The sequence below is a fragment of the Nocardia alni genome (assembly GCF_019038435.1).
GTDB classification, from domain to species: domain Bacteria; phylum Actinomycetota; class Actinomycetes; order Mycobacteriales; family Mycobacteriaceae; genus Nocardia; species Nocardia alni.
In genome coordinates, this window is sequence record NZ_JAGPOX010000207.1 from 1 (window position 1) to 13,489 (window position 13,489).

Sequence of the window (13,489 nt, forward strand, 5' to 3'; positions counted from 1 at the left end):
GTTCCCGGGGCGGGCGCTGCGGGACCGGGTACCGAGAAACCCGGATTCGGCGCGGGCGCTGGCGGATTCGGCAGCGGAACCCCAGGCGACGGCATGGGCGTACTCGGCAGCGGGGCAGGTGGTATCGGCGCGGCGGGCAGGGGCGGCGCCACCGGCAGCGGCGGTATCGGTGCGGCCGGAATCAGCGGCGGTGTACTGAGGGCCGGGCCGGGAATGGATGGCGGCGGGTTCGGGATCATCCCGGGCACAGGCGATCCCAGCCTCGACGTGTCGGGAGGCACCGGTGTGAGGTTCGGCGTCGACCGCCCGACATCCGGTGTGCCGTTCGGCGCGGGCTGAGCGGGCTGGTTCGCAGGCTGCGTCGTGCCGGGATCCTGCGGAGCCGCGAGGCTGTCCCGGCCGGGCTGCGGGTCCGTCGACGAGACGGTCGTGCCCTGGGCCACAGCGCCGTCGGATGCGGGCGTGGTCAGCGAATGATCGTGGTGCGGGAGGTCGTACTGGACTTGATCGTACTGGGGTCGATCGTAGTGCGGTTGATCATGGTGCGGCACAAACGAATCGGAGTCGTGCGGTCCGAACTGTGCACCACCCGGGGAATCATGCGTCGTGACCCCGCTATCGGAGGTGTGACTCGGAAGCCCGGCATCGAGAGCGTGATTCGAGTGAAATCCCTGCGGGAACTGCGAGCCGTCCTGGAGCCCGCCCAGCCCGTCGGGATGGAACATGACGGTGCTCGTGTTCAGGCCGGGCAGGTGGGATTCGGGGTCATGGAACAGCGATTCCGGGTCCTGCGGGCCCGAACCCTGGTCGCTGAACACGGATTCCGGGTGGTGCAGTAGGGATTCCGGATTGTCGAACAGCTCCTGCGTACCGGGACCGTCGAGCCCGGGCATGGAGGAATCCAGTCCCGCCGCATGTGTGGCGGCAGCGGGAAAATTCGGAATCGTCAGCGGCGAACCATTGTTCGCCGAAGTCAACGGGTCGTCCGCGGAAAGGCCGGGGACAGCGGGCATATTCGCGGGCGGGTACGTCGGGAGCCGCCCGTCCTGATCGGCGAACGGCACCAGATAGCGCTGCTGCATGACGTGGCGAGCGTCGTCCTGCGCCTTGCGCGCGCTACGGGTCTGGTCATCGAAGGCGCTCGGATCCTTGCTCGGATTCGCTCTCGCCGGTACGGGTTTCGGAATATACGACTTGGTCGTCAGTGCGGCCTGCGCGGTGGTGGTGATCACCTGGCCGGTCTGGTCGAACAGGTCGGCCAGCTCAGCGGCTTGATTCCCGTATCCGGTCACCGCCGCGACCGCGGCATCGGCGGCCGCGCCGGTCCAGCGTCCGTCCACGGCGCTGCGCACAGCCTGGACCACGCCCGTCGTCGAGGTGCGCCATTGGCTTCCGGCCTGCTGCCAGGTCGCGACCACGTCCGCGGAGCCGTCGCTGACGGTCTGGAACGCGTCGTAGATCTGCTGGTGCGTCAGCGAATCCACATTCTCGCGATTGGTGATACCCGGTGCGTCATAGGCTGTCATCAGGCCACCTCGCCGGTCTTCGATTGCGCCACACGAAGTTTCGTGGCGAACTCGCTGTCGGTCTGTTGCAGCCGGTCGCAGATCGTGCGGAACAGCGTCTGCAACTCGTCCGCGGTCTTCCAGTGATCCTGCAGTGTGTCGTAGGCGTTGTTGGCGCCGCCGCTGCCCTTGTCGCGCAGGCGCTGCACCATCGTGTGCGCCGAGGTGAGGACGGAGGACTGCTCGCCCATGCCCCAGTTCTCGTGGTTGTGAACGTGCTGCACGAGCTTCTGAATCGCCTGGATCTCCGTTTTGCGCTGCGTCAGCGCCTTGTCCAGCGTCAGAAAGGTCTCGGGCTCGACATTGAGCGAGACCGATCCGGTCTTGGCCTGCTCTATCAGCGGGCCGAAGAGTTGGCCGCCACTGTCGTTGGTCATTCAGTCCCCACCTCGACGTTGTGTGCGTCTATGCCTTCATGTATCGGCACAGAACATCACTGTCCCGTAGGCGGCGATTCTGCCATACCGAACGAAGGGTGCGCATCCATCGTCCGGCGACCTGACGGTTTTCCCCGTGCTTCACCACCGGTCGTTGTGAACTCGCACGGGAGGCATTCGCCGACCCGATTTCGTCCGGACCGGGCGGCTTCCACGCTTCCCTCGGCGCCCGTCCTACGTCGCCTGGCTCACCGACGACATATGGAAATCCGGTATCCGCAACGGCGGCATGGCGGTACGGGTGAAATAGTCCTTCCACTCTCGCGGCAGCGTGATCCCGGTGGCGCCGGCCTCGCTGACGCGGCGCAGGAGATCCAGTGGGCTCTCGTTGAAACGGAAGTTGTTCACTGTCGCGGTGACCTCGCCGTTCTCCACCAGATAGACCCCGTCGCGGGTCAGCCCGGTGAGCAGCAGCGTGGCCGCGTCGACCTCGCGGATGTACCACAGGCACGTCAGCAGCAGCCCGCGCTCGGTGCGCGCGATCATCTCCTCCAGCGTCGCGCCCGAACCGCCTGTCATCAGCAGGTTGTCGCCCGGAACCGTCACGGGCGCATCGAATTCCGCCGCGGTGGCCCGCGGATACACCAGATTCTCGATCGTGCCCTCCCGCACCCAGTCCACGCGCTGGGCGGGCAGGCCGTTGTCGAACACCGACTGCGTCTCCGAGGACGCGGCCGTGGCCACGAACGGCAGATACTCCAGGCCCGCGGCGTTCGGGTCCGAGTACAGGGTCAGCGGCAGGTCGGTCAGGCGTTCGCCGACGCGGGTGCCGCCGGCCCGGGAGAACGCCGTATGGCCCTCGTTCGCACCGCGCCCCTGCATCTCCCAGACCAGGTAGATGAGCAGATCCGCGACCGCCGACGGCGGCAGCAGCGTCTCGTACCGCCCGGCCGGCAGGGCGACGCGGCGCTTGCTCCAGTCGAGCCTGCGGGTGAGTTCGGCCAGCAGCGCGGGGGTCCGCACATCGGTGAAGTCGAGGGTCCCGGTGCCGACCCAGGCACTGGCCACGTCCGCGCCCTCGCCGCGCTTGCCGTTGATCTCGACAGATCCGGTCGGCTGGGTCCAGCGCCGGCGGATGCCGGTGGAGGTGCCCAGCCAGGTGGTGTGCAGCTGGTGGTAGGCGAAACCGTACAGCCGATCCGCGCCGTCGAATCCGGCGGACAGATCCCGGGCCAGGCCGGTGAACACCTCGATGCCGGTGTCGGCGGGCGCGGCGGCCCAATCCGGATCCAGATGCGTGCCCGCCGCCGCGGGGTCCAGCAGCGGCATCGCGTCGCGCGCGGGCGTGGCCGAGCGCGCGGCCTGCTCGCTCGCGCGGACGACCGACTCGATGTCCCCCTCTTCGACACTCGTGGATCGCACGGTGCCCACGCGCGCCGAATTCGGCCCCTCGCGCAGGATCGACACCACCGACCATTCGCGGGACACCGAGGATCCGTTGGTGGTCATGGAATTTCCGGCCCAGCGCAGCGATGCCTCGGCCGCGTCGGTGACTATCACGATCGCCTCGTCCGCGCGCGAGGCGGCCAGGGCCCGCTCGACGACCTCCCCGCCGTGTACGACCGTCATTGGCCCGCCTCCGTCCGAGTGTTGAGAATGTTCACCCCGCGCACCAGCACCGACGGACAGCCGTGGCTGACCGCGGCCACCTGGCCGGGCTGGGCCTTACCGCAGTTGAACGCCCCGCCGAGCACCCAGGTCGAGGGCCCGCCGACCGCCTCCATCGAACCCCAGAAGTCGGTGGTGGTGGCCTGATACGCCACATCGCGCAACTGGCCGGTCAACTGCCCGTTGCGAATCCGGAAGAACCGCTGCCCGGTGAACTGGAAGTTGTAGCGCTGCATATCGATCGACCACGACTTGTCGCCGACGACGTAGATGCCGTTCTCCACGCGGGAGATGAGTTCGGCGGTGCTGGTGTCGCGCACCGGATCCGGTTGCAGCGAGACGTTCGCCATGCGCTGGATCGGCACGTGATGGGCAGAATCCGCGTACGAGCAGCCGTTGGAGCGGGCCAGGCCCAGGCGCGGGGCGAAGGCGCGGTCCAGCTGGTAGCCGACCAGAACGCCGTCGCGGATCAGGTCCCAGCGCTGCCCGGCCACGCCCTCGTCGTCGTAGCCCACCGACGCCAGGCCGTACTGCTGGGTGCGATCGCCCGTGACGTGCATGATCGGGGTGCCGTAGCGCAGCGTGCCCAATTTGTCCGGGGTGGCGAACGAGGTTCCGGCGTAAGCGGATTCGTAGCCGATGGCGCGGTCGTATTCGGTGGCGTGGCCGATGGATTCGTGGATGGTGAGCCACAGATTCGTCGGATCGATGACCAGGTCGGTCGGGCCGGCCTCGACGGTGGGCGCCTTCACCTTCTCGGCGAGCCATTCCGGAATGCGCGCGAGTTCGCCCGTCCAGTCCCACATCCCGTCCGCGCCGGTGACGTACTCCCAGCCGCGCGCGGTCGGGGCGGCCAGGGTGCGCATCGTCTCGAACGCGCCCGCCGCGGGGTCGACCGTGATCGCCTCCAGTTGTGGATACAGCCGCACCCGCTGCTGGGTGATGGAGGATCCGGCGGTGTCGGCGTAGTAGGTCTGTTCCTTGACCTGGAGTACGTGCGCGGCGACGTGGTCGACGCCGTCGGCGGACGACAGGCGTTCGGAATAGTCCTGCAGCAGCGCGATTTTCTCCGGGGTCGGCACGTCGAACGGATCGATTCCGTAGTCCGCGACCCAGTGTGCGTCGGAGTAGATCGGTTCGTCGGCCAGGTCGACGTGCTCGCGGTTGAGTGCGCGCAGCGTCGTCGCGACCGTCACCGCGCGGCGCGCCACCTCGGCGGCGGTATCGGGGGACAGTTCCGCGTGCGAGGCGAAACCCCAGGTGCCGTCGACGATCACGCGGACCGCGAAGCCGAGATCGACCGAATCGGTGACCGACTCGACGCGGCCGTCGCGCATGCGGATCGATTGCAGCACCAGTCGGTGCACGCGCAGATCAGCGTGGTCGGCGCCGGCGGCCCGCGCGGCGCTCAGCGCGGCATCGGCCAGGGCGGCCAGCGGCAGCGCGCGGAACTGTTCGTCCACGGCGCGGGATGCGATGCTCATTGTCCCTACGCTAATTGCTGGGGCTGTGCTCGTTCAACCGTAGGTCGATGTCCCGCACCCCAATTCGACACGCCGCGCAATCGTGCAGCGAATGCAATGTCGCAGGCTGTGCGGTGTTGCGCGGGGTGTAACGCGCACGACACGCAGCCTGCCACGTATTTCGCGTCGTATGCCGTACTGTCTGCCCGCGTGCCGCCATCCGCCCTCCGTGACCGTAAGCGGGAACGCACCCGCCGTGCCCTCCTCGAAGCCGCCGTCGAGATGTTCGAGTCTCGTGGCTACGAGGCGACCACCGTCGCCGAGATCGCCGCGGCCGCCGAGGTGGGCACCCGCACCTTCTTCAATTATTTCGAGAGTAAGGAGGAGTTGCTGTTCCCCGAGCCCGACGAGCGGGTGCGCGGGGCCGTCCACGCCATCGCGACCCGTCGTCCCGAAGAGCGCCCGGTGGAGGTGCTGTTACGGGCTCTACGTGCGGCCGGTGACAATCCCGGCGACCATCTCGGCGATGACCTCGCCGCCCGGATCGCGGTGCTGCGCGCCCAGGTCTCGCGCACGGTGCCCGCGGTGAGCGGCCGTGCGGCGCATGCGCAACTGGCCGCGCAGCAGGAGATCGCCCGGCAGTTGCGGGCGGCGTTCCCGGACGAGCTGGACGACGTCGGGGCGGCGGCCTTGGTCGGCGCGGTCGTCGGCGCCGTGTCGGGCGCGCTGACCGTGCTGTTCTCCGGTCACTACGCGATCGAGGACGGCGAACGCCTGCAACGCAAGATCCGCGAGACGACATCCCGTGTGCTGGCGCCCTGGTTGGCGGGACGCGATGTCTCGACTCGGCAATCCGGCGAGGTGCGCCAGCCGACCGAGGTCCGTCAGACCATGGACGTGCGCCAGCCGACCGAGTTGCGGCAGACCATGGAGGTCCGTCAGCCGATGGAAGTCCGGTGCTGACCGGCGGGAAGAATATCGGCCGGACGAGTCGACCGGCTATCCGCTAGAACATTGGCGCGCGCCTCGGGAATTCCGAGGATGAGCAGGCTCGTGATCATTGCCGCGCGGGCGCCGAGGGGCTCATTGGAGAGGTCGTTTTCCGCGATGGAGAACACGGCGGCGTACGCGACCTGGCTGAGAATATTCGCCGGCAGGTGTCGTCCGAACACCTCGTTCTGCTGGCCTCGTTCAACGAGGTCGGCAAGGGCTTTATCGACTGGTTCCAGGAGGGCGTGGATCTCGTCGCCGTACTCGCCGCGCCGAAGCATCAACAGCACTCGGTAACGGCGCGTCAACGGCCACATGCGGGCGATGAAATCGACCCACACCGTTTCGGCTGGTCTCTCGGGGGAGCTGACCTCGGTGAGCACTGCGGCGATCTCGTCCACCGCCCGTCGCGCGAGGGTCCGCACGAGGTCGGTGCGGGAGGGGAAATGGCCGTAGACGGTGCGGCGGACCACGCCGGCGGCGGAGGCGATGTCGCCCATGCCGGCGTCCGGGTTCTCTCCCAGGGCCTCGAGTGCCACGTCGAGGATGCGGTTCCGGGTGTCGTTCATGGCGCGTGCCCGGGCGGATTCGATCTGCACAGTCACATTGTTGCACGCCTGTGTGCAATGGAGTAGATTGCACATCGGTGTGCATTGCACACTGATGTGCAACGGAGTGCTGCACAGTGAACCAAACTTCAGGAGAACAAGCCGATGACCACACCTTCAACCCTGGTCCGCCCGTTCACCGTCGCAGTCTCGGACTCCGAAATAGAGGACTTGAAGCAGCGACTGGCCAGGACTCGATGGCCGGATCCGGAAACCGTCTCCGACTGGTCGCAGGGTGTTCGCCTGCAGAATGTGAAATCGCTGATCGATTATTGGCAGCGAGAGTACGACTGGCGCCGCTTCGAGTCGGAGCTCAATCGTTTCCCGCAGTACCTGACCACGATCGATGGGCTCGACATTCACTTCATCCATGTCAAGTCCGAGAATCCGGATGCGATGCCACTCATCTTGACGCACGGATGGCCTGGTTCGATCGTCGAATTCCTGAAGCTGATCGGTCCACTGACCGATCCGGTGGCGTTCGGGGGGAAGGTCGAAGATTCGTTCGATGTCGTCATTCCATCGCTTCCCGGATTCGGGTTCACCCAAAAGCCGACCGAGGCGGGGTGGACCGTGTCACGCGTAGCAACCGCGTGGGTGGAACTCATGAAGCGTCTCGGCTATGAGCACTGGGCCGCTCAAGGCGGTGATTGGGGCGCGGTCGTGACAACCGCTCTCGGCGCCATGCGGCCCGAGGGTCTTCTCGGGATTCACTTGAATACTCAGTACGTTCTTCCCGCGGAGATACCCGACACGCTGTCGCCCGAGGAGCGCTACGCGATGGAGACCGTCGCCCTCTACACCGGAGATCTCGGCGGCTCGAGCCACCTTCAGGGCACGAAGCCGGAGACCGTCGGAATTGCGCTGGCAGACTCTCCGGCCGGCCAAGCGGCCTGGATCTATGAAAAATTTCAGTCCAAAACGGACAATAACGGGCTCGCCGAGGACGCTCTCAGCACCGATGACATGCTCGACGCGATATCGCTTTACTGGTTCACGAACAGTGCCGCGTCCTCCGGTCGCATTTACTGGGAGAACAAGACGAGCAGCCTGGCCGGACCGAAGCTGACGCTGCCGGTCGCGGTGACCGTATTCCCGCGCGATATCCCACGCCCGCCACGAAGCTGGATCGAGGACACCTATTCGAACTTGATTCATTACGGCGCGGCCGACAAGGGCGGGCATTTCGCAGCCTTCGAGCAGCCCGAGATCTTGGTCAGCGAAATCCGCACCGGTCTCAGGAGTCTCCGCCCCTGAAACCAACGCGGCTCGACGCGGGACGACCGGCCGTTTCGGGATCGGGTGGTGGACGCGAGGCCGCTCGGGCGTAAGGGTGGGAGCCGCCGATCGACATTCGGATTGTGGCTGGTCCGATCGAAGCCGGCGATGGAGGTGTCGCGGGACGGTCCGGTTCGCCGGGGCACCTAGTCTTGGTGGATGCGTCGATTCAGCCTGTGGCTTCGGGGGCGGCCGATGGTCGCCGACTCGATTCTGGCCGGGCTGCTGATGATCGCCGATCTGCTGACCGTCGGCGGCAAGCGGAACGTGGCCGCGTATGTGATTCTGGGGGTGCTGATTCCGCTGCCGGTGATCGTGCGGCGCAAGTATCCGCGTGCGAGTGCCGGTGTGCTGCTGGGGTTGTCGATGCTCACCTCCGTGGTCGGCTGGGGGGTGGGGGAGAACTTGCAGATGTTCGCCCTCGCGGCGCTCGGTACCGCCTTGTACACGCTCGTGGCGTACGTGGGGCGGCGCGAGGGGCTGATTTTCCTCGGCGGGCTGGTGGTGGACGCGGCACTGACCGATTGGCTACAGCACGAGTCGGTTCCGATGACCATCGCGTTGTTGGCTCTGTATTACGCGCTGTGCTGGACGCTCGCGGAATTCCTCGGCGCTCGCCACGCCTACGACACCGAGGTCGCCGCGCGTCTTGCGGTGGCCGACTATGACCGGGAACGCGGTGCGCACGAGGCGGTTTCGGCCGAACGCACCCGGATCGCGCGCGAGCTGCACGATATCGTCGCGCATGCGGTGAGCGTCATCATCGTGCAGGCCGACGGCGCGAAATACGCACTGCGCGCCGATCCGGACGCCGCCGAACAGGCCCTGGGCGCCATCGCCACCACCGGCCGCGACGCGCTGCGCGAACTACGCCGAACGGTCGCCCTCCTCCGCACCGAACACGCCCCCGAACAGCTGCCCCAGCACGGCACCGCGGGCTTGGCGCGGGTGGTCGAGATGATGCGCAGCGCCGGACTCGCGGTCGAACTCGAATTGTCCGGCGAGCTGGACAACATCGCCCCCGAGGTGAGTCTCGGCGTACACCGCATCGTGCAGGAATCCCTCACCAACACTTTCCGCCACGCCGGACCCGCCGCGAAGGCGTGGGTGCGGGTGCATCGGCGCGACACGGACGTACTGGTGGAAGTGATCGACCTCGGGCATTCTTCCACAAGGGGCGATACCGGAGCAGGCGTCCGCCAGGTCCGCGACGGCCTTGCCGCGCAAAAAGATTCGACGGTCGAGACCACGGGCCCCGGAGCCGACATCCCCGCAGGCCAACTGTCCACCCGTAACGGCATCACCGGCAGCGGCCTCGGCTTGGTCGGCATGCGGGAGCGGGTGGCGGTGCTCGGAGGTGTGCTGGAGGCGGGGCGACGCTCGGGAGGTGGTTGGCGAGTGTGTGCGACGATCCCGCTGCATATTCCAAATTGAGCTACATATTCCAAATTCAGTGATTCAAATATTCCATGCTATTTGGAATGATTTGGCTTTTGCTGAATTTTTGGTCGGAAGGCCGACTGCCGCATAGGGTTTGGTTATGCCATCTACTAACCACGAGGTCCCCCTCGAGATGTTCCGGGATAGGCCTGGACTCGGACCGAAAGTGGCGCGGGACGTGTTGGGGTTACCGGTGCCGGACAAGCTGTGTTGGCGGCTCGGTCCGGAGACGGTGACCGCTATGGGGCCACAAGAGCTGCGTCTGGATGTATCGATGATCGGTGAGAAGACGCGGAAGCCCGAGCATGCGATTATTCACGAAGTGCAGAATAGTTGCAGTGAAAAGGAATTGAGTCGGATTCGGGAAAGCTGGCCAACCTATGTGACGAACCTACGCAAGCGGTTCCACTGTAAGGTGACACTGCTGGCAATGTGCCCGGATGAGCGTAGCGCGCGGGTGGTAGGTGAATCTGTGGATACCGGGCACCCCGGGTTCATCTTCACCCCGGTGACGTACTGGCCGGGCATGCTTGCGGCGGCGATCGACCCCACCAGTGCCCGAACCTGGCCGGAGCTGGTGCTGCTGGCAGCAACGAGTCAACTGAGTGAGGACGAACGTCGGCGCGTGCTGGAGATGGTTCCGGCCGCTGTCGCATCCTTCGACGACGATCGGGGCGTGATTTATTATGAGTTTATCCGCACACGGCTGCCCGAGGCGGCACGCTTGGAGCTGGAGGAAATCATGACGATCTCTCTGGAAAACTTCACCTGGGAAAGTGACTTTGCCCTGAAGCATCAGGCTATCGGCCGGAAGGAAGGCCGCGCCGAGGGTGAGGCCGTTGGTCGTGCCGAGGGGGAGGCGGTTGGTCGTGCCGAGGGGGAGGCGGTTGCGGTGCTGACGGTGCTGGCTGCGCGCGGGATCGAGGTGGATGCCGTCGCCCGGGAGCTCATACTGGCCTGTGGGGATACCGAGCGGCTGACCGAGTGGTTGACGCGGGCGGTGTCGGTGACGTCGGTGGAGGATCTGTTCGTAGACTCCGACAACGCCAGGATTGTCGGCGCCGACCAGTAGGTCGGACGCGTGCCGATCGCCGTACTCGTTGTCGACGACCAGAAACCGATGCGTGCCGGGCGTCGAATGATGCCCGGCGCGCATCTTTTGGTGCGCTGGTCGGGGTGACCCGATCCCGGGTGGTGGGCCTACCGCGGCGCGGCTGTGGAACTTCGGATCCGAACGAACCCGCGCGCGTCGGCGGCCCGCACTCGGAGGGCGAAATCACCGCCCGCAACATCGAACTGGCCGTCCCGATCATCCCGGCCCTCGCCGCCGAACCGCGCTCGCTCTGCGGCCCGGATCGAGCAGTCCACTGCGACCCGTCCCCGCCGAACTCTGCCGGCTGGTCGTGTCAGCAGGGCTCACCCGCACCGGCGCAGTCGACTCACCCGCTACGACTCCACAAGCCGACTGTCCAGGTGGGGCTGCTCGGTCACGCCGACTCCGCAGCTTGTGCCCGTCCATCACACTCGTGGGGCTCACCGTTCCCGTAGGGTTCACCCACCCCGCCGGTTCCACGAGCGGCGCCGGCTCACCAACCCCTAGGATTGACCAGCGTGCCGATCACCGTACTCGTCGTCGACGACCAGGAATTGATGCGAGCCGGGCTGCGGATGGTGCTGGGCGCGCATCCCGACCTGACGGTTGTCGGCGAGGCCGACAACGGCGCGTCGGCGGTCCGCAAGGCCAAGGAACTCGTGCCCGACGTCGTGCTGATGGATGTGCGCATGCCCGTGGTCGACGGTGTAGCCGCGACCTCTCAGATTCTCGAATCAGGTTGCGGCAGCAAGGTTCTGGTGATGACCACATTCGACCTGGACGAGCACGCCCTCGGCGCGCTTCGAGCGGGCGCCAGCGGATTCCTGCTCAAGGACACTCCACCCGACGATCTGATCTCCGCCATCCGCAGCGTCGCCGCGGGTGACGCGGTGGTCTCCCCGAAGGTGACCAAACGCCTGCTGGACCGCCTGATCGCCGACGCTCCCGGCGAGATGCGCGACCCGTCGGTGCTCGAGGTGCTCACCGCCCGCGAACGCGAGGTGCTCGAGCAGATCGCCGCCGGACGCTCCAACGCGGAGATCGCCGGCCAGCTGTTCCTGTCCGAGGCCACGGTCAAGACCCATGTGGGCCGTGTCCTGACCAAGCTGGGCCTGCGCGACCGGGTGCAGGCGGTGGTACTGGCCTACGAAACCGGCCTGGTACGCCCGGGCTCGTAGAATTCTCAGGGACGGCTCAGGCGCTTCCGGGAGAAAAACGGACACCGCGGTCGTTGTATGGGGTAGATGGTTCTGGAAAGGAACGCCATGCCCGCCGTATTGTTCGCCCTCTACCTGGTTGTCGAGATCGCTGCCCTCGTCGTCGTGGGCCACTTCATCGGCGTCGGGCTGACGATTCTGCTGCTGATCGCCTGCTCCGGCCTGGGCCTGATCCTCACCCGTGTCCAGGGCCGCCGCGTCTTCGAGCAGTTCCGGCGCGCCGCCGAGGGCAAGGTCGCCCCGGGTACGGCCGTCGCCGACGGCGCGCTGGTCGCCCTGGGGTCCGTGGCCATGTTCATCCCCGGCTTCGTCACCACGTTGATCGGCCTGCTCCTGCTGCTGCCCACCCGGGCGCTGCTGCGCCCGATGGTGTCCGCCGTCGCGAATCGTCGTCTCGACCGCATGTCCATGGCCGGGGGTTACCGCGGCGTGGTCGTCGATCCGGCCGGCGACGTGGTCGACGGTGTCGTCGTCAACGAGTATTACGACGATGGCAAGGGCGCGGGCCGCCCGATGCTCGACGACAAGTAGGCCGCCCGCCGGTATGTAACGGCTCGCGAGCGTCCACGGCTCTCGTGCTGCTCGCCGACAGGTCCGTTGACCCGATCCGGCTCGGTGGGGAAACTTTTCCGCATGGGCGTGAGAATCGGCCTGCCCACCCTCCTGGTCGCCGAGATCGAGACCGGCACCCGCTACCGAGCCTCGGCCTACGTCGCCGAAACCGACTACGGCGTCCGCCTCGCCTACTACCCCCAGGACATGATCGGCGAACGCTTCGGCAACCTCACCTCTCAGCAACGCGACCAGGTCCGCCGCCAGGTTCACGCCGTCATCGACTGAACCGACGTCGGCAGCCGCGCCGATCGCGCTAGGCGGATCCGTCCTGCCGGTCCCATATTTCCGCACTCGCCGCCCGATCGCCCCGCGTCGAGGACCGTGATATTCGTTGCGGCGCAAGGCTTCCACGATCTGGCGGCCGCGACGCCGACTGCCAGACCGTCGCCCACCGACTCCGGTCGCCCGCCGGGTCCCGGTGGCGCTCACCGATCTCAACGAGAGCGCAGAACCGGCGGACCCGACACTTTGCGATCCGGTGTCGGAAATCAACGTGTGACCGGCGGTGATGTCTCTTCGGTAACGAATTCGCGCGGCGCCCTCACCTGTGAACCACGGCACTGACCATCACGTAATCCACTCCAGGACTCGGTGAGTCGACCGGGGGCAGTCCACGAGTTCAGCGGTAGCCAACCTTTGGCGTCGGGGCCGCGGCCGGAGAAAAGGAAGCACAAGAATCATGACCACTGCTCACAACACCAGAACCAAACGGCTCGTCGCGACATTGGGGGTAGCGGCGGCGGCCGTAGCGCCCGTCCTGCTGTTCGCCGGTGCGGGCATCGCGCACGCCGATGATCCCGGCTGTCTGGACGGCGGCGCGTTGCAAGGCAGCTATTACTGTTCCCCGATGTCCGGGCCTCATGCGACGGGTCCGGACGACTCCGGGCAGCAGTACGCACCGGTACAACCCCCGTTCGGAATGAACAACCTGCCGCAGTGCTCGGGCGGAGCCCTCGCCGGCATAGTCGGGGCGCTCAACGGCGAAGGCTGCTAGGAGGATTCACAGGGCGGAGGTGAACCAGCTGTACCCGGTGGGACTGCTGGAATCCCTTCCGCAGTACTGCATTCCGTTGATCGGATTGGCTGGGTCCGCCCGGGTCTTTCCCGCCTGAGACGGGTCACAGGGCGTTTTCGCCGGTGGCCGTTTCGCGGGCGGTGGGGGTGCGGGTGCGGGA

12 protein-coding genes and 1 pseudogene are annotated in these 13,489 nt (G+C 66.7%); 8 read left to right on the top strand and 5 right to left on the bottom strand.

What is annotated here, in order from left to right:
- The 4 genes and pseudogenes from JZ791_RS40930 to JZ791_RS40945 form a co-directional block, all read right to left on the bottom strand.
- Nucleotides 1-1,526: pseudogene (locus tag JZ791_RS40930) on the bottom strand (hypothetical protein); the annotation flags it as partial.
- On the bottom strand, nucleotides 1,526-1,942 hold the full coding sequence (locus JZ791_RS40935; RefSeq protein ID WP_216902835.1) for a hypothetical protein: 417 nt from the start codon (nucleotides 1,940-1,942) through the stop codon (nucleotides 1,526-1,528). The gene JZ791_RS40935 and the pseudogene JZ791_RS40930, both read right to left, overlap by 1 nt.
- A gap of 234 nt (nucleotides 1,943-2,176) precedes the next feature.
- Nucleotides 2,177-3,571 carry a metallopeptidase TldD-related protein gene (locus JZ791_RS40940; protein WP_216902837.1) on the bottom strand — a complete coding sequence of 465 codons (1,395 nt, stop codon included), beginning with the start codon at nucleotides 3,569-3,571 and terminating at the stop codon, nucleotides 2,177-2,179.
- Entirely contained in the window at nucleotides 3,568-5,094 is a 1,527-nt protein-coding gene (locus JZ791_RS40945; RefSeq protein WP_216902839.1) for a TldD/PmbA family protein, read from the bottom strand. The genes JZ791_RS40940 and JZ791_RS40945 overlap by 4 nt, the downstream gene beginning before the upstream one ends.
- Nucleotides 5,095-5,283: 189 nt before the next feature.
- On the opposite strand from JZ791_RS40945, the gene JZ791_RS40950 reads away from it, so the two are divergent.
- Complete coding sequence (locus JZ791_RS40950) at nucleotides 5,284-6,036, top strand: TetR family transcriptional regulator (RefSeq protein ID WP_308163433.1); 753 nt, start codon at nucleotides 5,284-5,286, stop codon at nucleotides 6,034-6,036.
- Here the strand turns inward: JZ791_RS40950 and JZ791_RS40955 are convergent.
- On the bottom strand, nucleotides 6,012-6,662 hold the full coding sequence (locus JZ791_RS40955; RefSeq protein ID WP_216902840.1) for a TetR/AcrR family transcriptional regulator: 651 nt from the start codon (nucleotides 6,660-6,662) through the stop codon (nucleotides 6,012-6,014). The two genes, JZ791_RS40950 and JZ791_RS40955, sit on opposite strands and share 25 nt — an antisense overlap.
- Nucleotides 6,663-6,776: 114 nt before the next feature.
- Here JZ791_RS40955 and JZ791_RS40960 point away from each other — a divergent pair, with 114 nt between their 5' ends.
- The 7 genes from JZ791_RS40960 to JZ791_RS40990 all read left to right on the top strand — a co-directional run bounded on the left by JZ791_RS40960 (nucleotide 6,777) and on the right by JZ791_RS40990 (nucleotide 13,308).
- On the top strand, nucleotides 6,777-7,928 hold the full coding sequence (locus JZ791_RS40960; RefSeq protein WP_216902841.1) for an epoxide hydrolase family protein: 1,152 nt from the start codon (nucleotides 6,777-6,779) through the stop codon (nucleotides 7,926-7,928).
- A 180-nt stretch (nucleotides 7,929-8,108) separates the two neighbouring features.
- Nucleotides 8,109-9,383 (top strand): sensor histidine kinase, encoded by a 1,275-nt coding sequence (locus JZ791_RS40965; protein WP_216902853.1) that lies wholly within the window; start codon nucleotides 8,109-8,111, stop codon nucleotides 9,381-9,383.
- A gap of 199 nt (nucleotides 9,384-9,582) precedes the next feature.
- Complete coding sequence (locus JZ791_RS40970; RefSeq protein ID WP_216902854.1) at nucleotides 9,583-10,461, top strand: hypothetical protein; 879 nt, start codon at nucleotides 9,583-9,585, stop codon at nucleotides 10,459-10,461.
- A gap of 539 nt (nucleotides 10,462-11,000) precedes the next feature.
- The gene (locus tag JZ791_RS40975) at nucleotides 11,001-11,660 is read left to right on the top strand and encodes a response regulator (RefSeq protein ID WP_216902855.1); all 660 of its coding nucleotides are present in this window, start codon (nucleotides 11,001-11,003) and stop codon (nucleotides 11,658-11,660) included.
- An 87-nt stretch (nucleotides 11,661-11,747) separates the two neighbouring features.
- Nucleotides 11,748-12,230 (top strand): FxsA family protein, encoded by a 483-nt coding sequence (locus tag JZ791_RS40980; protein ID WP_216902856.1) that lies wholly within the window; start codon nucleotides 11,748-11,750, stop codon nucleotides 12,228-12,230.
- A 102-nt stretch (nucleotides 12,231-12,332) separates the two neighbouring features.
- A complete protein-coding gene (locus JZ791_RS40985) occupies nucleotides 12,333-12,539 on the top strand; it encodes a hypothetical protein (protein ID WP_216902857.1) in 207 nt (68 codons plus the stop codon).
- A gap of 454 nt (nucleotides 12,540-12,993) precedes the next feature.
- Nucleotides 12,994-13,308 carry a hypothetical protein gene (locus JZ791_RS40990; protein ID WP_216902858.1) on the top strand — a complete coding sequence of 105 codons (315 nt, stop codon included), beginning with the start codon at nucleotides 12,994-12,996 and terminating at the stop codon, nucleotides 13,306-13,308.
- Nucleotides 13,309-13,489: the final 181 nt, after the last annotated feature.

Excerpts from the sequence above, each read along its gene's own strand:
- JZ791_RS40935 (WP_216902835.1), bottom strand. The coding sequence starts at position 1,942 with ATGACCAACGACAGTGGCGGCCAACTCTTCGGCCCGCTGATAGAGCAG.
- JZ791_RS40940 (WP_216902837.1), bottom strand. The coding sequence starts at position 3,571 with ATGACGGTCGTACACGGCGGGGAGGTCGTCGAGCGGGCCCTGGCCGCC.
- JZ791_RS40945 (WP_216902839.1), bottom strand. The coding sequence starts at position 5,094 with ATGAGCATCGCATCCCGCGCCGTGGACGAACAGTTCCGCGCGCTGCCG.
- JZ791_RS40960 (WP_216902841.1), top strand. The coding sequence starts at position 6,777 with ATGACCACACCTTCAACCCTGGTCCGCCCGTTCACCGTCGCAGTCTCG.
- JZ791_RS40965 (WP_216902853.1), top strand. The coding sequence starts at position 8,109 with ATGCGTCGATTCAGCCTGTGGCTTCGGGGGCGGCCGATGGTCGCCGAC.
- JZ791_RS40980 (WP_216902856.1), top strand. The coding sequence starts at position 11,748 with ATGCCCGCCGTATTGTTCGCCCTCTACCTGGTTGTCGAGATCGCTGCC.
- JZ791_RS40985 (WP_216902857.1), top strand. The coding sequence starts at position 12,333 with ATGGGCGTGAGAATCGGCCTGCCCACCCTCCTGGTCGCCGAGATCGAG.
- JZ791_RS40990 (WP_216902858.1), top strand. The coding sequence starts at position 12,994 with ATGACCACTGCTCACAACACCAGAACCAAACGGCTCGTCGCGACATTG.